The organism is Lysinibacillus sphaericus (genome assembly GCF_006864135.1).
Classification (GTDB): Bacteria; Bacillota; Bacilli; order Bacillales_A; family Planococcaceae; genus Lysinibacillus.
On the sequence record NZ_SADV01000008.1, the window covers coordinates 169,638 to 191,738 of the forward strand.

General features: G+C 35.0%; 22 protein-coding genes and 1 pseudogene. 11 read left to right on the top strand and 12 right to left on the bottom strand.

Features of this window, described 5'->3' with window-relative positions:
- Positions 1 to 69: 69 nt before the first annotated feature.
- Positions 70 to 1,059 (bottom strand): hypothetical protein, encoded by a 990-nt coding sequence (locus C7Y47_RS12270; protein WP_142509039.1) that lies wholly within the window; start codon positions 1,057 to 1,059, stop codon positions 70 to 72.
- Positions 1,060 to 1,447: 388 nt separating this feature from the next.
- Between C7Y47_RS12270 and C7Y47_RS12275 the strand changes: the two genes are divergently transcribed.
- From C7Y47_RS12275 to C7Y47_RS12305, 7 genes are all read left to right on the top strand, one after another.
- Entirely contained in the window at positions 1,448 to 1,924 is a 477-nt protein-coding gene (locus tag C7Y47_RS12275; protein ID WP_142509040.1) for a hypothetical protein, read from the top strand.
- A gap of 310 nt (positions 1,925 to 2,234) precedes the next feature.
- A complete protein-coding gene (locus C7Y47_RS12280; RefSeq protein WP_142509041.1) occupies positions 2,235 to 3,077 on the top strand; it encodes a DUF2785 domain-containing protein in 843 nt (280 codons plus the stop codon).
- 832 nt (positions 3,078 to 3,909) lie between these two features.
- Positions 3,910 to 4,851 carry a cytochrome aa3 quinol oxidase subunit II gene (gene qoxA, locus C7Y47_RS12285; protein ID WP_142509042.1) on the top strand — a complete coding sequence of 314 codons (942 nt, stop codon included), beginning with the start codon at positions 3,910 to 3,912 and terminating at the stop codon, positions 4,849 to 4,851.
- A gap of 27 nt (positions 4,852 to 4,878) precedes the next feature.
- On the top strand, positions 4,879 to 6,822 hold the full coding sequence (gene qoxB, locus C7Y47_RS12290; RefSeq protein ID WP_142509043.1) for a cytochrome aa3 quinol oxidase subunit I: 1,944 nt from the start codon (positions 4,879 to 4,881) through the stop codon (positions 6,820 to 6,822).
- A 1-nt stretch (position 6,823) separates the two neighbouring features.
- On the top strand, positions 6,824 to 7,423 hold the full coding sequence (qoxC, locus tag C7Y47_RS12295) for a cytochrome aa3 quinol oxidase subunit III (protein WP_142509044.1): 600 nt from the start codon (positions 6,824 to 6,826) through the stop codon (positions 7,421 to 7,423).
- Entirely contained in the window at positions 7,423 to 7,707 is a 285-nt protein-coding gene (gene qoxD, locus C7Y47_RS12300) for a cytochrome aa3 quinol oxidase subunit IV (protein WP_142509045.1), read from the top strand. Before qoxC ends, qoxD begins: the two co-directional genes overlap by 1 nt.
- A gap of 650 nt (positions 7,708 to 8,357) precedes the next feature.
- Positions 8,358 to 9,218, top strand: a complete 861-nt coding sequence (locus tag C7Y47_RS12305) for a DUF6612 family protein (RefSeq protein ID WP_142509046.1) — start codon at positions 8,358 to 8,360, stop codon at positions 9,216 to 9,218.
- 78 nt (positions 9,219 to 9,296) lie between these two features.
- Here the strand turns inward: C7Y47_RS12305 and C7Y47_RS12310 are convergent.
- The 4 genes and pseudogenes from C7Y47_RS12310 to tsaA form a co-directional block, all read right to left on the bottom strand.
- Positions 9,297 to 9,416, bottom strand: a pseudogene (locus tag C7Y47_RS12310) (alpha/beta hydrolase); the annotation flags it as partial.
- Positions 9,417 to 9,916: 500 nt separating this feature from the next.
- Positions 9,917 to 11,059 (bottom strand): DUF418 domain-containing protein, encoded by a 1,143-nt coding sequence (locus C7Y47_RS12315; protein WP_142509047.1) that lies wholly within the window; start codon positions 11,057 to 11,059, stop codon positions 9,917 to 9,919.
- A gap of 473 nt (positions 11,060 to 11,532) precedes the next feature.
- Positions 11,533 to 11,964 carry a GNAT family N-acetyltransferase gene (locus C7Y47_RS12320; RefSeq protein ID WP_185903473.1) on the bottom strand — a complete coding sequence of 144 codons (432 nt, stop codon included), beginning with the start codon at positions 11,962 to 11,964 and terminating at the stop codon, positions 11,533 to 11,535.
- A gap of 110 nt (positions 11,965 to 12,074) precedes the next feature.
- Positions 12,075 to 12,536, bottom strand: a complete 462-nt coding sequence (tsaA, locus tag C7Y47_RS12325) for a tRNA (N6-threonylcarbamoyladenosine(37)-N6)-methyltransferase TrmO (protein ID WP_142509093.1) — start codon at positions 12,534 to 12,536, stop codon at positions 12,075 to 12,077.
- 296 nt (positions 12,537 to 12,832) lie between these two features.
- On the opposite strand from tsaA, the gene C7Y47_RS12330 reads away from it, so the two are divergent.
- Positions 12,833 to 13,837: a nucleoid-associated protein gene (locus tag C7Y47_RS12330; RefSeq protein WP_142509049.1), complete on the top strand. Its 1,005-nt coding sequence runs from the start codon at positions 12,833 to 12,835 to the stop codon at positions 13,835 to 13,837.
- Between the two features lie 158 nt (positions 13,838 to 13,995).
- Complete coding sequence (locus C7Y47_RS12335) at positions 13,996 to 14,304, top strand: hypothetical protein (RefSeq protein WP_142509050.1); 309 nt, start codon at positions 13,996 to 13,998, stop codon at positions 14,302 to 14,304.
- 141 nt (positions 14,305 to 14,445) lie between these two features.
- Here C7Y47_RS12335 and C7Y47_RS12340 read toward each other — a convergent pair whose 3' ends face one another.
- From C7Y47_RS12340 to C7Y47_RS12355, 4 genes are all read right to left on the bottom strand, one after another.
- Positions 14,446 to 15,090, bottom strand: coding sequence for a metallophosphoesterase family protein (locus C7Y47_RS12340; RefSeq protein WP_366151272.1), 645 nt, complete (start codon positions 15,088 to 15,090; stop codon positions 14,446 to 14,448).
- Positions 15,091 to 15,188: 98 nt separating this feature from the next.
- Positions 15,189 to 15,692, bottom strand: coding sequence for a DinB family protein (locus C7Y47_RS12345; protein WP_142509051.1), 504 nt, complete (start codon positions 15,690 to 15,692; stop codon positions 15,189 to 15,191).
- 74 nt (positions 15,693 to 15,766) lie between these two features.
- Positions 15,767 to 16,309: a TlpA family protein disulfide reductase gene (locus C7Y47_RS12350; protein WP_142509052.1), complete on the bottom strand. Its 543-nt coding sequence runs from the start codon at positions 16,307 to 16,309 to the stop codon at positions 15,767 to 15,769.
- A gap of 52 nt (positions 16,310 to 16,361) precedes the next feature.
- The gene (locus tag C7Y47_RS12355) at positions 16,362 to 16,739 is read right to left on the bottom strand and encodes a hypothetical protein (protein ID WP_142509053.1); all 378 of its coding nucleotides are present in this window, start codon (positions 16,737 to 16,739) and stop codon (positions 16,362 to 16,364) included.
- A 309-nt stretch (positions 16,740 to 17,048) separates the two neighbouring features.
- On the opposite strand from C7Y47_RS12355, the gene C7Y47_RS12360 reads away from it, so the two are divergent.
- Together C7Y47_RS12360 and C7Y47_RS12365 are read left to right on the top strand one after the other, a co-directional pair.
- A complete protein-coding gene (locus C7Y47_RS12360) occupies positions 17,049 to 17,528 on the top strand; it encodes a DUF6530 family protein (RefSeq protein ID WP_142509054.1) in 480 nt (159 codons plus the stop codon).
- A gap of 19 nt (positions 17,529 to 17,547) precedes the next feature.
- A complete protein-coding gene (locus C7Y47_RS12365) occupies positions 17,548 to 18,924 on the top strand; it encodes an MATE family efflux transporter (protein ID WP_142509055.1) in 1,377 nt (458 codons plus the stop codon).
- 99 nt (positions 18,925 to 19,023) lie between these two features.
- Here the strand turns inward: C7Y47_RS12365 and C7Y47_RS12370 are convergent, their stop codons facing one another.
- From C7Y47_RS12370 to C7Y47_RS12380, 3 genes are all read right to left on the bottom strand, one after another.
- Complete coding sequence (locus C7Y47_RS12370) at positions 19,024 to 19,362, bottom strand: hypothetical protein (RefSeq protein WP_142509056.1); 339 nt, start codon at positions 19,360 to 19,362, stop codon at positions 19,024 to 19,026.
- Between the two features lie 558 nt (positions 19,363 to 19,920).
- Positions 19,921 to 20,121 (bottom strand): cold-shock protein, encoded by a 201-nt coding sequence (locus C7Y47_RS12375; RefSeq protein WP_049667605.1) that lies wholly within the window; start codon positions 20,119 to 20,121, stop codon positions 19,921 to 19,923.
- Between the two features lie 776 nt (positions 20,122 to 20,897).
- Complete coding sequence (locus C7Y47_RS12380; RefSeq protein WP_142509057.1) at positions 20,898 to 21,821, bottom strand: helix-turn-helix transcriptional regulator; 924 nt, start codon at positions 21,819 to 21,821, stop codon at positions 20,898 to 20,900.
- Positions 21,822 to 22,101: the final 280 nt, after the last annotated feature.

The window sequence follows — 22,101 nt, forward strand, 5'->3', positions numbered from 1 at the left end:
AATTCATTCGTAACTACGATTTTGACAACCATTTTAGTATAACATAGATGCGTATAGTTTCAACTTATTTCATACCTCATGTAGTTCAGTTAGTTTTTCTAACATTTGTAAAAAGTCAATGATTTCATAATCCATTTCCTGTACTTTTCCGAGCATCGATTGTACAAAGTCAATATAACTATAAGCAATATCATCGGCTTCGAATGGTTGCCATTCAAACGGATACGTTACAATGGAATGCTTCGCCATTAAATATTGTACCATTTCCAACGTCGCTGGGTCTTGCTCTAATTTATTTTCAATTATTTTTTTTACTTCCCTATACTGAGGCAACTGATTTGGTAGGACTAAATTATTAGGATTAACAGTTATTGTTTCATCAAATTTTGAGACAGTAATGTCAATCGACACTTCTTGTTCCACTAATAGAATTAATGCTAAGCTCTGAACAAATGGATGGATTGTTGGACATTCAATAATAGCTTTCAATGCTATTTTTAATTGTCGTACATTCGTATCCATTAAGCGATGCAGTCGAATAGATTGTTCGTTTGGCGTTAATGCACTAAATTTCGAAAGTTCATATTCTTGCTCTTCTAACAATCGTTTAGCATCCTCTTTTTTTTGGAGATTCTTAGCAACCTCTTGATTCAAGCTTCTTATGCGTTCAAATTTCTCAAGCTGATCTTCTGGAAGTACGTTTTCTTCAATTAATGTCGTAATTAACGATTCTACTTGATGGTATTCCTTTAACTGCATACATACTGTAACATACAGTTCCATTACTTCTACATACAATGTCGTCCCCATAGCAAACAATTGCTCACAAACATTTTTAACTTTATCGTATGCTTTTAATTCATATAAAGCATACGCGTAGGTACTTAATGCACTTTCGTCTCCATCTTCATATGAAAATGCACTTTCAAAGCTTGCCACAGCCTCTTCATATTGATAATTTTCCGCATACATATGTCCTTCACGTATTAATGTTTGAACAGCACCAGGAAAAACAACAATATTGTCATGTTTGATAACATGCCGTTTTCGCTTTGTCATTTTTCTCACCTCTTTAGCTCTATTTTACTTATTAGTTTCTTATTGAATAATCATCATAACATGGAGTTGATTTCCGTATTCACTGAACACTTTACCAGTAAGCTACTCTTATTTGACCTCGAAGGTTTGCCACACATCTAGGACGCTCCCCAACTTCACTCCAATCAATCCCATTAGTTGAAATACGTTTTAAAAAATGTCACTTTCAACTTTTTAAGTAAATGACAACACATATATACAATCTATCCACTGCTCGTTTCTAACAAAAGTATTCACTTTAGTATTTCATGTTTTGTAATAAATTGTATTATAATTAATAATATCTTTTTTATTACTATTTACAGACACCAGCTTTGTAATTTAAAGTTCTTCATAAGGAGTGGAATACATGCAATTAATAGATACAGTAAGTGAATTTGGTAGTAGCATCTCTCCTATGTATGAGGCACTATCAATTAAAGTTGTATCGTTATCTACAGCGGACGGTCCCCATCTGAAGGATTATCCGATTGAATTTGAACTACTCACAAGAACTAAGATTGATGTATATACACAAGAAGCGATTACACATATTTTAAGTATCAAAGGTCACATTCCTGGCTCCATTTCACTTGGACACCAACATGAGTCACTTTTTATTATTCCCCAAAATGTACACATTGAATGCAACTATAAACTGCTAAGTATCAACAAAAAAGATATGCAACGAATCTTAATGCACGCTCAACCGAACCTTCATTATAGTGAATGGCTAATCGATGCCATTATAAATGCAAATATTCTTGTAGAATTAAAAACTAATCAAAATACCTTTATCGAATGGCCGCTCGGTATAAAGTCAGCCGTTATATCAAAACTAGGATGAGACATACTTTAATAGGTATGTCTTTTGTTTTGAGCTCGTTTATTAAGTCTACTCCTTTTTGTTGCTTGTCTATCATATCAACTTTCTGTTGATTCTGGAATTCCCATTGTGAATATACTCCTATATCATTAGAAAACTTCACAACTCACAATTTATCATTGAAACGCTATAATAAAAATGCATAGCTCTAAAAGCATTTACTATGTCTGCGAATTGTTATAAAAGTAATTACAAAGACTACTGATTATCAAGGAATACATTAAAAAAAATGCTCTTATAGAGAATGAACTTAACTTCGGGGGAATTACATATGGATATCAAAAATACTTTACAATCATTTTCCACTATGACACATTCAGCTCAACAAGAATTAATGTTACAAAAAGGCGATTGGTTGTTACAAGAAATGTTAACGCACATTGGTTCACCAGATGCCGAATTACGCGACAAATTAATTTATCGTACTTTTATTAATATACTTAGCGATAATTTATTGAGCACCGAACAGTTACAATATTTATTTGATACTGTTACAAGCGACGATTTTTTATATTTAAAGCTAGGTGAAGAATTGACAGATAGTGTCTTTACACGTTCGTTTTCTGCTTTACTTGCAGCAGGTATTCTTGCAAAAGATGCTGAACTACTAGTATTAAATGATGATCGTCTACAAGCTTTCTTTCAAAAGATTGGCCGCTATTTATTATTGGAAAAAGATACACGAGGTCATGTTCATGATAAGGGCTGGGCGCATAGCATTGCACATGGTGCAGATTTAGCAGCCATGACGATTAAACACCCTAAATTTAACTTACAGTATGCACCACTCATCTTGCATGCATTAAAACTTGTTACATGGAAAGATACTGTCTTCGTCAACGATGAGGAGGAACGCTTAATGAATATAATTGAAGCGTTACTAGCTCGTAACTATTCCGAGGAAGCATTAATAGAATTTGTCGATCAAGTATTTGATAAATTTGAAATGCATTTAGTGACTCAAGGCTATAACGAAGCCTTTTTTAGTGGACGTACATGCACATTAAATTTAATGAAAACATTGTACTTCGCCTTAAAGATGAATAACCTAGCCCCAAAACTTCAAAATACTATCTATGGACAAGTAGCAAAATGGCTAAAGTTAGGAGCTTAAAATCATACTCATTACCTGGCGTATTTGTGTCAAATAAAGATAAATCACTTTCTTTCTGCTTAGAACATTTATTTTCGTCTTTGTAACCAAAAATAGCAAACCGAGGATATCCTTAGTTTGCTATTTTTACTTTTTGGATAAAATATTCGTATTACATTATATGGAATCTAATAATTATATTAACATAATTAATATTATCCCCCTTCCCATTCATCCCTTACATTTAAAATTTATCCTGATATATCCATAATCCATCTTTTCGCGTACTCATCTTTCAAAAAAACGCAACAAAAAAGCACTCAAAACCTCAACATAGCGGCAATTTTATTACAAAATGAAGTCTAAAATGTGAAATGATATTTTCACAAAAAAAACTATTTACATGGTTAAACACAAGAAACTCAGTGTTTTCAACGTTTCAACAGTGTTTATTTAATTAAATGCAAAAATACTAATATTGAAATAACGATTTTTGTTCAAAAAATGTTCATAATCATCCCCGGTTTACTATTAAAAATATAAAAAAATAATTTTTTTTCTTTGAAACGAGCGTATAATCCTATTTGCAAACAAAGACATTTTGTGTCGGTTGATTATGATACTTTGTCTAAAAAATCGATTACACAAATTAATGATTTTGCGAACGCTTGCACTAGACCAATCAAATACTAGATTCAATGTTTCATTATGAACCATGCCATTGTAAGTTTTTCTTATTATTTGATTGGTACAACAACTAAAAGAGGTGACCGTATTACCCACTATTTATAAATTCGATCTATATAAAACAAATGAAATTTATGAATAGCCGTTTTATAGAAAGGAGTCAAACATGAAGAAAAAGTTAAGCTTAATGTTTATTGCATTCGGTGCGCTTGCAGTTCTTTCTGGCTGCGAACCCCTAACAATCTTTGATCCAAAAGGGCCAAATGCCAAAACATTATCAGACACAATTATTTTATCCATTATTACAATGGCCTTTATATTACTAGTCGTGTACGTGCTTTTAGCATTTATGTTAACAAAATACCGTGCTTCAAAAACACCTGCCGATTATGAGCCTCCTCACGAAGAGGGTAGTCATCTACTTGAAATTACATGGACAGTTATCCCTATTATCATAGTGGCATTCTTAGCAATTGTTACTGTAAGAACAACAAGTACGGTAGAGTCAACACCAGAAGGTTATGACAATAAAGAGCCACTTGTTATTTACGCATCATCTTCTAACTGGAAATGGCATTTTAGTTATCCAGAGCAAGGCATTGAAACTGTAAACTATGTAAATATTCCAACTGACCGTCCAATTGAGTTCAAACTTTACTCTTTCGGACCAATCACAAGTTTCTGGATTCCGCAATTAGCTGGTCAAAAATACGCGATGAGTGACATGTTAACAACTATTCACCTTGCTGCAGATGAGGTTGGTTCATTCATGGGCCGAAACTCTAACTTCAGTGGTCGCGGTTTTGCTGAAATGGAATTTGAAGCGCAATCTATGACACAAGAAGACTTCGACAAATGGGCTACTGATGTAAAAACAAAAGAAAAACCATTAACAGAAGAAAAATTTGATGAACTATTAAAAGCAGAACATGTTGGTCGTTCAAGCTATTCATCTACACACTTAGAATTTAGACCTGCTCCAATGGAACACAGTGAACACATGAAAATGGGAGACATGGATCATAGTGATATGAATATGTCTGAGAAAGAAATGGATCACTCTAAAATGGATCATGGAAATCATTCTGAAGCTACACATTCACATTAATTTTTTTACCCGAAAGGAGCGCATCCAATGAGTATGGAAGAAGTATTCCATCCTATGCAAGAACCGATGATTTTAGCGGCAGCTATTAGTATCGTAGTTGGAGCAGTGGTTATCGTAGCTGGCCTTACGTATTTCAAAAAGTGGGGCTATTTCTACAAAAACTGGCTATCAACTGTTGACCATAAAAAAATCGGTATTATGTATATCGCTACAGCACTTTTGATGCTATTCCGCGGCGGTATCGATGCATTGTTAATGCGTGCACAAACGGCAGTTCCTGATAATGGACTTCTTGATGCACAACACTATAATGAGATTTTCACAACACACGGTTTATTAATGATTTTATTCATGGCTATGCCATTCGTAATTGGTTTAATGAACGTTGTTATCCCACTGCAAATTGGTGCACGTGACGTTGCCTTCCCACGTCTAAATGCAGTCAGCTTCTGGCTATTTGCAGCTGGTTGCGGTTTACTAAACCTATCATTTATCATTGGTGGTTCACCTGATGCTGGTTGGACAGCATACTTCCCACTTTCTGGGACAGAATTTAGTCCATCTGTTGGGAACAACTACTATTCTTTAGCTTTACAATTATCAGGGATTGGTACGTTAATGACTGGTGTTAACTTCATCGCAACAATCATTAAAATGCGTGCACCTGGTATGACATTAATGAAAATGCCAATGTTCACTTGGTCAATTTTAATAACAAACATTATTATCGTATTTGCATTCCCAGTATTAACTGTAGCACTTGCTTTAATGATGCTTGACCGTCAATTCGGTACACAATTCTTTGCCATGCAAAATGGCGGTATGGATATGCTTTGGGCCAACCTATTCTGGGTTTGGGGACATCCTGAGGTTTATATCGTTATCCTACCTGCTTTCGGTATCTTCTCTGAAATCATTGCGACATTTGCACGCAAAAACTTATATGGCTATAAATCAATGGTTATGAGTATGGTTGTAATTTCGTTACTATCATTCTTAGTATGGGCCCACCATTTCTATACAATGGGTCACGGTGTAATGGTAAACAGCGTATTCTCTATTACTACAATGGCAATCGCTGTTCCGACAGGGGTTAAAATATTTAACTGGTTGCTCACAATGAGACACGGTAAAATTCAATTTACAACTCCTATGCTTTATGCTCTTGGCTTTATTCCTATCTTCACAATTGGTGGGGTTACAGGGGTAATGCTAGCAATGGCAAGTGCTGACTATCAATATCATAATACGATGTTCTTAGTTGCCCACTTCCACTATGTATTAATTCCAGGTACAGTATTCGGTGTACTTGCAGGTTACCACTACTGGTGGCCAAAAATGTTCGGTTTCCGTTTAAATGAAAAACTAGGTAAAGCTGGTTTCTGGTTTATCGCAGTATGCTTTAACGTAACATTCTTCCCTCTATTCATTTTAGGTTTAGATGGTTACGCTCGTCGTATGTACACTTACTCTGAGTCAACTGGCTACGGTCCATTGAACATGCTATCGTTCATCGGTGGTATTGGTCTTGCTGTCGGCTTTGCGTTAATCGTATATAACATTTACTACAGCTGGAAACATATGCCACGTAATGAAAAAGCAGATGTTTGGGATGGTCGTACGTTAGAATGGGCTACTCATTCTCCAGTTCCAGAATATAACTTTGCAGTAGTTCCAACTGTTACTCGTTTAGATGAATTCTGGTTCGCGAAAAAAGAAGGTCGCGATATTACAGCAGGTAAAATTGAAAAGATTCACATGCCTAACAACACTGGCACACCATTCTGGATGAGCGGATTCTTCTTCCTTGCAGCATTCTTCGCTGTATTTAATCTATGGATTCCAGCCATCATTAGTATGATTGGTGTATTCGGCTTTATGATTCACCGTTCATTTGAAAAAGATCATGGTCGATACATTTCAGTTGAAGAAGTTATGGCAACTGAGAAAAGCTTGAGAGGTGATAAATAATATGAAAATCGATTCTTCACTTCCATTAGAATATAGTACAGAAGAAAATCGCTTGAAAATTTTCGGTTTCTGGGTTTTCCTTGGCGCCGAAATCGTATTATTCGCCACACTATTTACAGTGTATTTCACACTTCAAACACGTACAGGTAGTGGCCCAAATGGCGCTGAGATTTTCGAATTAACACCAGTATTATGGGAAACTTTCTTATTATTAACTAGTAGTTTCACAATTGGTCTTGGTGTTCACGCAATGCGTATTGGCAATAAAAAAGCGATGATGGCATTTTTCATCATCACACTTCTATTAGGTCTTGGCTTCTTAGGCATTGAGATTGATGAATTTATCACATATGTTGATGAAGGTGCAACAATTCAAACAAGTGCATTCTTATCGGCATTAATGACTTTACTTGGTACGCACGGTGCCCACGTAACATTCGGTTTCTTCTGGGGCGTTGCAATTTTAATCCAAGTAGCTAGCCGTGGTTTAAACCCACAAACGGCTAACAAAGCGTTTATCTTCTCACTGTACTGGCACTTCTTAGACGTTGTTTGGATTTTCATCTTCAGCTTCGTCTACTTGAAAGGACTGATTAGCTGATGAAGGAACTATTCCCAAAACAACATGTGATGGGCTTCGGCTTCTCACTATTACTAACTGTTGTAGCTTTAGCTGTTATTAAATTCGATATGTCTCTTAACATGGCATTCGCCGTTTTACTAATAACTGCTCTTGCGCAAGCAACTGTACAATTAGTATTATTCATGCACATCGGTGAATCTGAAGACAAGAAAACGTTATATACAACGATTTTATATTCAGTATTCGTAGGTGTTGTCACAATCATTGGTACATTATTCGCAATGATCTGGGGCTATAATTGATAAACAAAGCCGAGAAAATGATATCATTTTCTCGGCTTTTTCTTTTTGTAAATAGATTTTTCCACCATTGAAAGTAGACCCAACTCAAAACCGAACAACCCTCCCCCTACTCTTCCTTATGCAAACATAGCAATCACTGACCATATTAATTATTCCTCTGCATAATTGCGTCTGGAATCGGCGTTGTACTTGAACCTGCATCGGTAAAAATAAAAGCCTTCGTTACTAACCTCCTATTACTGTAGCCTCTTTAGCACTACGCTTTCGCACAGAAAACATTCGTTGCTCAAGTGGCTCATCGGACGTCCCGCCCCTAGGAAGCTTTGCTCTGTGCGAAAGCGAAGCGTCAGCAACAAATGTTTAAGCGCCAGCCAGAGCGGAAATCACCCCCACGTTTTAGTTAAAAAAAACACCATTGCAATATTTCACAATAACTAGCAACGGATTTATTAATCATTTATTATTATTTATGAATAAATTTTCTTGCTACTCATAGTGAGTAAGAAGACTTATCAATCAAGACATGCGATAGGTATTTACTATTATTTTATTTTTGAATTAGTACTGTTTTTAAAATAATGAAACTTTTACTATTATAGTAATGTATACTAATAGGTAATGTTTTTACCAACGAATAGGAGATGAAAGTAATGAACAAATTTTTAAAAGTTTTAAGTGTTGGAGCACTAGCACTGACACTAGCTGCCTGTAACAGTAGCGCTACCCCTAAGAAAGACACAACTAATAAAAGTAAACTCACTTTAGAGCAAGTGTATGAAAAAGCGATAGAACGCCAAGCTGACATTAAAAGCACGAGTGCAAAAATGGAGACGACTCAAGATTCCAAAATTGGATCAGGCGAACAATCTATGGAGTTTTCCATCAAATCGAAAATGGATATGGATGTAGTTACCGATCCTATTGCTATGCACTTATCAGGTTCAATGACAATGCCAGATATGGCTAGTGCAGATCAAAAAAGTATGGAAATGCCGATTGATATGTACATGAAGAAAGATCAAGGCTTTTTTATGAAGGATGAAACAACTAAAACTTGGTATAAATTACCAAACGAGCAATTTGATGCAATGATGGAACAAACTGCATCATCTGCAGACGCTAAGGCACAATTAGAACAGCTTAAAAACTTTATCAAAGATTTCAAATTCGAGCAAACAGATAATGCATATATCTTATCTTTAGACGCTAAGGGCGATAAATTTAAAGAACTTATCGATTCAGAAATTAGCAAATCAATGAAAGATATGGGTCTTGAAGAAAACCCACTTGATAACTTAACAATCGATAAAATACACTATGTTCTAGAAATTGATAAAAAGACTTTCGATACAAATAAATTGGATATGAATTTCGATTTAAAAATGAAAGTTGAAGATCAAGAACTATCAATGAAAACAAAATCAGTTGTGACATACACTGAATTCAATCACCTAAAAACAATCGACATCCCACAAGAAATTATCGATAAAGCACAATCTATTGCACAATAATCAATATAAAAGGAATCTGCATACTTTAATGTACGCAGATTCCTTTTACTTTAGGTATCACTTTAATGAAATCGACTTTTTATAGTCCAACGATACTACAATACAATTTGCTTCATTCACAAACCGTTGGCATAGTAAATCATCACCCTCTGGAGCACCTAGTACATACCCTCCTCCATGAATCCATAAAAGCGCTGGCATTTCCTCCACCTTTTCCTATGGCTCCTAAATTCTAAAACATAGTGAATCATTATCATCTGGTCCTTGCATCATTTTGTTTTGTTTTCAACAAAAATCTTGTCTGCTATCGGAGCAGGTTGAGCAGTTGCTACTAATCCTCCAAGTAGCCTCCAAATTGTCTAATTCTATAGGTGGCATTAGTGAGAGGTCTCTCTTAGTTTTTGATCAATACGGTTTTCCATTCATTTCATCCTTTGATCATTAAAATTTCATGATTTTTAAGAAGTTAATCCACCATCAAGTATCCGTTGAAATTAAGAAACCTAACACATTTGCAATCTCTTCTGGCGATACGAGACTTCGCATGGTTCGTTTTCCTCTGGATTCATCTCTATTCCCTTCGTCAAATTCGTTATTCACTACCAGGACATATAGTATTTACTCTTATTCACTAGAACCATATTCGAGGGCTGCTGTTACAAAGGGGATTTCTCTCATCCCCTTTGTTGTAAAATTATTCAATCACTATTAATACTCTGTTCTTTTCGCTTTAATCGACCATCAATCGACCAATTCGTCCATATCCGTAAAGCCTGCTCAAATGGGCCACGCTTGAATTTTTTAAAATATAAGACGCTGCCAATGCACTGCACACAATAAATGCCTAATCCAAATAACATCCCATTCAAGACACCTAATTTTCCGAACAACCCAAAACCATAGCCAAAAAATACAGTTGTACAAATAATAGATTGCATTAAATAATTAGTTAAAGACAGCTTACCAACACATTCAAAGGCATGAATAATAGACGACGTACGCCATTTCTTATAGAGTAAGGCGGCTACACATACATAGCCTAACGCTAAAACTTGTGCCCCACTCATCTGAAGCATAGTTGACAAATCTCCTTCTTTTAAACTCAAATATTTACATAGTATCCCTATAGGTACAAGTATCATACCTAGCTTATACCACTTTTGTTCCCGCTCTATATTTACAAATGCCCGCATTTTTGCAAGCGCCATACCAAGTAAAAACAACGGTGCATAAAATAATGGCGCTACAAATAATAGGATAGATGTTTCTTGTTCAGGCATTAGCCTATTTAGACGAAAATTAACGACATCTAAATAACTATCATGTGCATAAATGGTATCTGCTTTTTCAATATATGCATTGATATCCTGCTGATTTGCTGGGAGATTTAAGTTAATATTCATTATAATTGCGACTGAAAATACAAAGAAAATACTAGCCCATATGATAATTGTTTTTGCTTTTCGATTAATGAATGGTAACAAAAACAGAATCATACAACCGTAATATAAGAGTATGTCACCTTCCCATATAAATGTAGTATGCAGCCAGCCTAATAAAATGAGTCCCATGCTCCGTCGAAGTATAATCCATCGACTCTTCATCCCTTTTTCGCGTACAGATTCAATTAGCTTTATAAAAGAAAATCCAAATAACAGTGTAAAAATAGGCATAAAAGATCCACCAATAAATACCCTCACAAAATCCCCTGCACTTTGTGATGATAAATTTTTTAAGGCTCCATGCATGCCATATTGAAAAATTACTAAATTAGCAAGTAAAATCCCAAGCAAACTAAATCCACGAAGACTATCAACGAACGAAACCCGTTTCAATCCCATCATGTTTCCCCTTTCCATTCATTTAAAGAAAGAATAACGTAATAACCTTATAGCTATTTAATCGTAACCTTAAGACGGTCTTAAAAATCAGAAAAATAGGACTATTCTGTTTTAAATGCATAAGGGGATATGAGAATGGACGTATGTATTTTGTTCAATAACAAACAAAGACTTCTACTCATTTAAGTAGAAGTCCCATGTTATTGAAAAGCTATTATCTTAATGAATTTAACGTGGACGAGGGGTAAATATCCGTTCCGACTGAGCGCCTTCCACAGGGCGTCGTTTGTCCGAAAAGCGAAGCGACCGCAAAAGGGTTTATGCGCGAATGCGAAGCAGCAGCATCAACAAAAGGCGTTATCAAAATACGTAATGCATTTAGCCTCCGTTCCCCTAACTCGCTTCATCCGATCCAGGATCTCATCTAAGACTTATCCTCGAGGAAGAATTTAAGCTTTACATATTCATTTACTTCATTGATATGCTTTAGCATCTATAGAATAATGAAGCAGTCCTTCAAAATCCTTCAATTCCGAATTAAGATTGTTATACGTATATTCATAGCTCATTCCCAGTTTATCTACAATTCGTAAAGATGCCATGTTTTCAGGATGAACAACAGCAATAATTTTTGGCAAACCAATCTTATAAAATGCATAATTCATCAAAGCTTTTGTTGCTTCAGCTGTTATTCCTCGCCCTCTATAAGCTTCAGAAATACCGTAATAAATTTCGACTTCTGTGTCTTTTGCATCTTCGGGGCCAAGCCCGCAATAACCAATTAATTTTTGACTCTGCTTCTCTACAATAGCTAGATTAAGCTTATGTATTTTAGTTGGCCTGTTTTTTAAGTTACATTGAATGGACCACTCTATTACTCGCTGAACATCATCGCGGCTCGGCACGTCCTCTGGGATAAATTAGTAAAAACTAGGCTCAGAAACGACTGCATATAACTCATCCAAATCAGTGAAAGCATATGGACGAATTACTAGTCTCTCGGTTTCAATATATACTAGTCCCAATAATTCTTCATTAAATCAGTTGCCCAACATGGCTGTTTTATTTCACCTTTCGGTAAAAATTCTTTCATTACAGGTTTTATATCAATGATTGGTGTTCCATCAATAGCATCTAAGCCTTTAACGATTAATGTTCTATCTTTTAATTCTAGTAATTCTACAACTGTTACGCCTATTTTATTAGGTCTATTTTCACCTCTCTGTGCAAAAATACCGACTTCCGGATAGTCCGTATTATTTCTTGGATGTCTCGCTTCATATTGAATTTTTTCAGCTGCCACTTTGTCAAAATAAAAAATTATTTCTAAATGAGAAAAATCATCAATCCCCTTTAAAGATGATTCATACATATCTTTTGTCAATTCAATAGTAGACATGACGCCACCCCAATTGTCGTCTTCAATCATTGTTCGACTATTGCTCACTACAGCTATTGGTTTAATGTTATAAAGCATATCAAGACCTCTTCGCTTTGTAGATTTCTTCATGCATAGTTCCATTTAATCCTAGTATACTTCCGCTACCATCAATATCAATTTAAGGTTATGCACTTGTGATTTCAAAGGAGTTTCCCCTATTTAATAAAGAACCCATAGTCTCTCCTTATAACAGATGTATCAACAAATCTCTTAAATGCATGTATTCAATGCTCTTTTTTATTTTATTATTCGTAAAAATAAAATACATGAAAATGTTGCGAGGGATATGATATGGTATATTATCTACAATGAAATTTTAGAAGGTGGAAAACATGCTTGAAGTAAGTGAAAGTAAGTTATTACAATATATTTTACATTTTATTGACGATACACTCGTGTTAGGTGAGGAATCATTATCACAGCCAGAGGTCATGCTAGAGGCAGCTTTTATACAGCTAGCGTTTAGCAAAATCGATTTAGAGCAGCAATTCGAATTTTTTCATGAAACAGACATTGCCTTAAACGAGGTTTACACATATGTGAGGGCAATATTTGATCAGGAGACTAGTTTCTTAGAACAATCAATCAACATTGCTAAACACTTACATAGTGTATCTCAACATCCTAACATTAAAAGTGGCGAATTGTTTATTGGATTATTTGACAATTGTTTTCTAGCTACAGAAGCTAAAAAAATAATCGCCATCGTTAAAATTGATGAAAAGGAAATGTTTTTAGATGTAAAAAACGATCACAACAAAATGGTCGTCAATGGTGTTGATGGAATTAATGTAAAGAAAATTAATAACATGGCCATTATCGTAGATATGGGAACGGATGAGGCACCTGCTGTCTTTATGAAAACAAAAAGGAAAGAAGATATTGTCTACTGGCAAGAACGATTTTTAAAGATTAAAGCAGCTGATGAACATTATTACAAAACGAATTTAGCGTTAACAGAATGCAAAAAATATATTTTAAAAGAAGAGAGCTTTACAAATACCGAGAAACTTGGGCTTTTAAACAAAACGCTTGATTACTTTAGAAATGAAGATGAATTTCAAGTAAATAATTATATTGAAACAGTATTTGATAATGCTGAACCAACACAAAAAGATATTATTATAAATTCGGTAAAACCATATGAAACCGTAATTTCTGAAAGTGCGCTTGAAAAGGCTGAAAAAAAATATAAACGGAAAATTAAACTCGATTCTAATATTGAAATCCAGGTAAATGTACAGGATATCGAGCAAGTGGAAGAACTAATTGAAGTAGGCTACGATGAATCTACAAATCGCAAATTTTACAAAATTTATTTTCAGGAAGAACTATAATGATAAACTTGTGGCTTTCCAAATATTTATAGGAAAGCCTCTTTTTATTGTTAAAAAAAATATTTCCACAATGAGGATCTCAAACAGAACCATTTCTTTCAAACTATTACCTAATATGTTACAATTTACTAAAAAGATTAAGGAGGGGCGTTTGTAATATGTCCTATATAAACGAATTACTTAATACTATTGATAGTGCTTCCATCGAGATTTTACTTGAACTCCTTTTAGTAACTACATGTATTTCAACCATAATTTATTTAGTAACTAAAAACCAATATATTTCATACTTATCATCTGCACCAATATTTTATTTTCTTTCATTAAATTTCAGTCACAATTCTCACTTCATTCTGCTCGTCTTAGCAATGACAGTTCAAGCCTCTGTTATTTTATTTATCCAAAAGAAGGACCTACTAAAAGTAATTACAGCGAAGGAGCAAAGCTCACGTCAATATTTAAAATGATACAATAAAGGACTTGTTTGTATGATTTATCAACAAGTCCTTTTACTTTATTATCCTATTAATTTGGCATAATTGCCTCGGAGGCTTTAGCTTCTCTCAGCGAATGTTTGGACACCCGCTGAGAGAAATTAAAATACCACCTTAAACTCTTCCACATTTTAATGCTCTGGCCCAATCAGACCTATTTTGAACTTCACTTTGTTTAATAGCTACCTTAGTATCATAAGGGATGCTTAACTGCTCAATCATCCATTCACCATTCCGCTTTTCTACGACTGTATAATTCGCAAATGGTGTACCGGATTCAATCTTATAATAGAACGGTTCAACTTCTTCATAAGCAGGCAAACCGACACTGCCTGGATTAATAATGATTTTGTTATTAGGTAAATAAACAATCGTTGGAAAATGGGAGTGACCACAAAAAATAATATTTTGTGGGATATCTTTTACTAATTTCATTATTTCCTCTGTCTGTTTTAAAGTAACACCATTTGGCGTTATTTCATTCAACATATATAGCTCATCATTTTCAGGTGAAGCATGACAAAAGTAAAAATCATCTGTCTGAATCGACAATGGCAGGTTAATTAACCAACTTTTATGTTCTTCTGAGAGCACGTTTATTACATATTGCACGGTTGGATTTTCCGATGAAGACTCCAACAATATCCGATCACAATTCCCACTTACACTTTTAATATTTGTACTCTTTATCATTTCATATGTTTCTAACGGGAATAACGGTCCGTAAAGAGTGTCACCTAAATTATATATCTTATCGATACTTCTTTATTTTATATAACACTGCTGTTAATGCATCTTTATGTCCATGAATATCTGATAATACAGCTATTTTCACACTATCATCGTCCTAATTAATTTTACATTTTTGGAGCTTCCATACCGAAATTTGCCCACTCCTCTTTAGCTGGCCCATAAATGCCTGGGACAGTTAATCCCGCCTGTCGCATAAGAACCGTCATTTGTCCCCGATGATGATTCTGATGTTGAATCAAGAACATTAACAATGTACCAATTCGCATTTCTTGACCGAAAAAATTGATGTCCTCGTGAAGGGTTTGATCAGTCCAATTTGTTTTTACTGCTTTCACAAATGCAGTATTAGTTTGGGAATAGCTATCTGCAATAAATTGTGCTGAAGTGGGAACAGGATAATCTTTAGATGGAGCATCAAATGGTAAACTTGTATTTGAAGTAATGATTCGAATTGCAGTAACAGTATGCCAAGCAATACGTCCTAAAGTCCAATTTTCAGACGTTATTTCCTGTTTAAGAGATTCATCAGTTAGATTATTTAATAACCCCTGTGTACAATTTGCTTCGAACGCCCAAGACTTAAAAAAATCATTTAAACGCTGATACATAAAAATCCCCCTCTTTTCTTAAAAGTGACACCAACAGAAAAGTGCTCCCATCGTAAAGGAACAGTGTTTACAGTTTAGTAGAGTGTATCAATATATTTATTTAATTCTTTTTGATTAAGCTCTCCTTTTATCGAGTATTTCAATATACCTTTAGAATCAAATATAAAAGTTGTTGGATAAGCCATTATTTCAAATGATTTTTGAAGCTTACCGTCTATATCAAGAAATATAGGGAAATTCAAATTGTATGTTTCTTGAAATTTCATGGCATTTTCACTACTATCATTAGAAGTTGCATTGATCGCTAACAGCTCAACATTTTCTGCTTTATTGTTATAAAAATCCCTAAATTCAGAAGCCTCTTCTTGGCATGGTCCACACCAAGATGCCCAAAAGTTAACGATTAGGACCTTTCCATTGTATTCTTTAAATGTTGTTGTTGATTCGTCTAATCGTGTTAATTTTGCATCAAAAACAAGCTGTTTTGTTCCATCTTCATTTTCTACTATCGGATTGACTGTTGTTTCTTTTATGAATACATTTTTCACAACAATTCCTACAAGTAATACGACTAACAAAGCAGATATATAATAACCTAAACGCTTTTTAACCTGCACAAACAATCACCTACATAACCCTTTTTAATTATCGTTTTCTCTTAAAACGTACCTAGATTGAATTTCGATAAGCTAACATTAATTTTTCTTTGGCTTTCTGACCTGCTATTCCGTTTTTTAATAATTCATCAGATTTTTGGTGATCTAAAGTTTTTGTAAATTGATTGATTAGGCTATCCAACAAAACGTCGGTCATCCCGCCTGTGCTTTGATTTGTATCTTGTCCCTTTGGTAATTTTGTTTCTTTAATCATTACTCTTTCACCATTTAATTTTGTTATATAATGACGAATATAACCACCTTCTCTTATAATTTCATATTTCACTTTTGCCTCTTTATTTTTATCTAAAAATAAATCTGGAGATAGTCTATTATTTTCACCTTTTTTAATCGTATTTATGTAATTATTATTTGTAGGTTGGATTCTCATTCTATTACCCTCTTTCATTCGTTTTTCCGATATTCAAAGTATAATGCCTATTTGATTTCCATTATATAAACCAATTACCATTTTAACCAATTTAACGAATTCAGTCTACTCTCTATAAATTGTAGTAACTATCCCCTTTAATCAATGCAGTGTTACAATATAACATTTCAACTAATTTGTTCGTCGGACCCATTATACGAAAAATTTTCCACATAAAGATTGACCTCCGGATTTGTCCAATGTTATATTTACTAATGCAGTAATTTACTAAATTACTAAAAATTGAACTAACAAAGGAGGATGTAATTGATGAAAATACCTACTCATTTAAAGCATAAACCTGTTATTGTTGCTGAAAATTATGCCAATATTGATGGGCGCACTGCTTATCATACAGATGCGCAAGGGCTGTCACTTGGCTTAGCTCAATGGAATGACAGAGGCAAGGTTGATATTTCGGCTAAAGTGTGGCGTCATACAGGTGGTAAATGGTCACGTCAATCGGAAGAATTACCACTTCATCGTGTGCTTGACCTTGCTATATTAGTATGTGAATCTCAGCTTCATTTTAAGGAAGCTTATCGCTACGATCATTTATATGATGAAGAAAACCCTGTTATTAAACGTATTGGCTTACAAGGGGATGCAATGACAGTGGAAGTATGTACGGAAAATGAACAAATTGATGAGGATATTAAGCTCTTTAATCAAGCTTTAAGTGCGGATGGTGAACTAATTGGCGAACGCCTGCGCACGCTATCACATATTTTAAAGGAAATGGGTTATTAAAACCCAAGAGGGGATAAAAATGAACCAACAAATTTTACATGATGATAAGAAACTGCAAAAAGCTTTTTTTAACTTTTTAATCCCAGTTATGCTAGCGAATGTGCTGCAGTCACTAGGGCAAGTCTTTGGCATGTTTATAGTTGGGCGCAATTTAGGTGTTGATGCGCTAGCCGCAATTTCAGCATTTTTTCCATTCTTCTTCTTTTTAATGGCATTTGCTATTGGGATTGGCTCAGGAAGCTCGATTTTAGTAGGGCAAACGTATGGGGCTGGCAATCATGAGAAGATGAAGGAGGTTGTAGGGGTAACTTTAGCCTTTACAACGATTTTATCGATTGTTGTCGCAATTTTTGGTGGCTTTTTTATTGAGTGGATTTTACGCTTTATGCAAACACCCGCAAATATTTTAGATATGAGTATAAGCTATGCTCAAATCTTATTTTTCACATTACCAATTATGTTCTGGTATTTGGTGTACACAACCTTTATGCGTGGTGTAGGTGATTCCAAAACACCTTTTTTATTTTTAGTCATAAGTGTTATTTTAAATATCGCCTTCCTACCACCATTAGTTTTCGGCTGGCTAGGTCTGCCTAAATTTGGTTTGAACGGCGCTGCTTATGCCTCTGTTTTATCCAATCTAGTGACGATGTTATTATTATTTGCCTACTTGCATAAAACAAAGCATATTTTACGCTTAGACAAATCGATTCTACAGCATTTTAAATTAAAGAAGGATATTTTAGCTTCATTATTAAAATTAGCCATTCCGGCAAGCATTAGTATGGTTGCAATCTCTGTAGCAGAAATTGCTGTAATAGGCTTTGTTAATGTTTACGGCTCCGATGCTACTGCTGCTTACGGTGTTGTCAATCAGGTCGCTAGCTATGCACAGGTGCCGGCGATGAGTATTGCTATTGCGACCTCAGTATTTGTGGCGCAAGCTTTAGGGGCAAACTCTACGGATATGATAAAAAAAATTCGCCAATTTGGTGTGCTCGTTAACTATATTTTAGGTGGCGCGATTATTTTAATCATGTATTTATTTGCGGAGCCTATTTTATCTTTCTTTATTGATAAACAGGACACGGTACTTATCGCCAAGGATTATTTATATATCGCGTTTTGGAGTTATTTAATTTTTGGCCATACACAAACCGTTTCAGCTACAATGCGAGCTACGGGTGTTGTCTTATGGCCTACAATTTTCCTAGTCATCGCCATTTGGGTAGTCGAGGTACCATTGGCGTTTGTTTTATCGCACTACACTACATTCGAGCTAAATGGCGTTTGGATTGCTTACCCTGCTGCCTTCTGTGTACATTTTGTATTACAATACGCATACTTCAAGCTAGGCTGGCAAAAACGAACATTAAAAGCAATGCTCAGCGATTAATTTTATGATAGGGGGTCTGTAGACAAAGTTACTGTAACTTTGTCTACAGCAATTCTCTATAGGTGTATAGAGTAAATAGTTTTGTTGATCCACCATTATTTAAGCTTGGCTAGGAGGGATTATTCCCCAAACCAATAAGATAAAGAATACCAATCCAATTAAAAAGAATATAATTGAAGCAGTAAATATCGGACCTAATTTATAAGTGAAACGTTCTCTTTTCAAAAGTATGCCTGTTTGCCCACTAACTTGAGATGCAAATAATCTAGATATAACTCCCCCACTACTTGAAAAGTAAAAAGTGCCCCCAGCGAAGACTATACCAGTGAAAAACATTACCTCGATCATTCTTACGGAGAAAAATGAAGCAATAAAATACGTAATTAAAACTTCCACAATAAATGCTACTATCATAATTATCAAATTTTTCTTACTCATATATATCCCCCTACGCTTCAAAGTTTATGCTTCTTACTATGTAGACGATCAAACTTGTATCAAATTTCAATTTTACGGATTATAACCAAAACGAGTGGTTGATTTCCGTTCCTACTGGGCGCTTTGTTGCTGCCGCTTCGCTTTCGCGCAGAGCAGAGCTTCCTGGGGCGTCCGATGAGCCGCTTTTGGTGTTGCTGTCGCTACGCTTTCGCACAGTCAAAACATTTGTAGCTGACGCTTCGCTTTCGCACAGAAAACATCCGCTGCGCTGCAGGGTCTCGGGCCAACACGCTGTTGGTCACGAAGACGTTATCACATGATGTGATGCTTTTAGCCTTCGTTCCTCTATCGCTGATCCCCGAGGAGTCGCCCAGTCTCCACTCCAATCAACTATTTACATAGTAGACGTTTTAACAAAAGTCATCCACAACTTTTGATGATGAACCAATTTTTATACTTATTTTTAACCAATCTTTTTTCCATTACAACACTTCTTTTTTTGCATAAAAAAAAGGCATCCTACTGAAAGGATGCCTTTTTATGGTTACATCATTAAAATTAAAGTTTTACGATGTTTGTAGCTTGAGGTCCGCGTTGGCCTTCTTCTACTGAGAATTCTACTTTTTGACCTTCTTCAAGAGTTTTGAAGCCGTCACCTTGGATAGCTGAGAAGTGAGCGAAAACGTCATTTCCACCTTCTACTTCGATGAATCCAAAACCTTTTTCTGAGTTAAACCATTTTACTGTACCTTGTGCCATTTTGCATGACCTCCATTAATTGTATTTAAGTAAAATCATTTTAGTTCAAAAGAAAAAATCCACATATTACAAAAAGCATCAAACAAAACACGATTACTCTTTGTAATATGTGAATTTATTGTTCTCTTGAAAACGATTTTATTATACTTAATATATAAGAAAAAATCATATTTGTCTAGTGCAAATGTAGATTTTCTAAAATTTAGTTTCTTTACTTACCCGCTTCGTTACAAAAATAAGTTCAACTACGAGGTATATTTCATCCTTTTTAGATCAATACACTCGTTAGTTGAACCTTGAATTTACTTAATATTTTAAGCAAGAAGATAAAAAGGAAAACCCATTTGAAGCAAAAAGAATCACAAGTTCCTTTCCTATTCATTCCTTATTAATCTTCAATATAATATATTACAATGACTTTTATTTTAGTTATCCTTTGAAATGAAGTTTAACAAATGAGCTTTATTAAGCTAACACATATTGAAAAATGCACATTCTTTGTATTAGTAGGTCCGTCTGGTTTAGCGCATACGATTTGCGGCTTAGGGCAACAGCGACAGGATGTTTTTTTGCCGAAAGCGAAGCGGTCAGTGACACGAGGTTGGTCACGCAGGCGTTATCACAGCACGTGATGGTCTTAGCCTTCGTTCCTTTACTTGCTCGCTCTAAGGTCTCATCTGTCACGCTAATCCCTAAGGAGTCGCTCCCATCAACTACTTCACGTTGCATGTATTGTATCTTCTGAATGACACCCTAATTTATAGTACCGAAAGAAGTTAAAGCGTTTCATATATAACTTGTCCCATTTGAGTGACGTCATAATCTCCTAGTGCGACTACTTCTGATTGGAATTCTGGTGAATTTAAAATCTCTTTTACCGATTCAATCAGCAGTTGGTTTTCAGGTGTTTTTAATAAGACAATATCATAACGTTCTCTAATAAGTGGTATAAAGTCAACCTCTATGAGTTTTGATATTTTTTCAATGCCTATGCCGATGTCTGCATACCCATTTGCGACAGCAGAGGCTACATCTATATGGCTCATTTCTTCTTCGTTATACCCATCTATTGAGGATGGAGATATGTGATGAATACGTAATTGTTCATCTAGGAAAGTACGAGCACCTGAACCTTTTTCACGGTTCATCAATTTTAATGATTTAGTCTTAAAATCATCTATTGATTGAATTTGCAATGGATTTCCTTTTTGAACATAAAAGCCTGCTCGGCGTGAAATCAGATTGAGAAGAATATAAGAGTGACTTACAAAAATCTTTTTTAAATAAGGTGTATTATATTCCCCTGTATCACCATCGTACAAATGTAAACTAGCAATATCACAATCCCCGTTATGCAGCGCCATGACACCATTAAAGCTACCTTCATGCGAGCGCAATACTTTATTTGATTGTTTTTTCTCTATATATTTTCCTAATAAATCTAAAGCTAAATCTTGTCCGCTAATAATAATTTTTTTATTTTTTATCGAAGGAGTAGTCGAGGCTGTAGAAGCAGCAGGAGTTGCCCCTGTCTTGCTCTTTTGGATATATAATTGTAAATCGGTTCTATCCACACGCATTTGACGACCTACACGAAAAATAGGTAAATCCCCCTTTTTCACTAAATCGTAGATCGTTAATTTCGAAACCTTTAATAATTGAGCAACCTCTTCAATCGTATAGGAATGTTCATGTGACATGTAAAAAATCTCCCCTTATACTTCTATTGATTACAATAGTAACGTAATTATAATATTTTTGGATCATCACCAAAACGTGTGGTTGATTTCCGTTCCGACTGGGCGTTCACGAAGGCGTTATCACAGAAGGTGATGGTTTTAGCTTCGTTCCTGTATCGCCAATCCCCAAGGAGTCGCCCAGACGGAACGAGGATCAACTTATTTACTAGTATACGTTTTACAAAAGTCATCCACAACTTTTGGTGATGAACCATATTTTTAACATCTTGAGCATTTCTAG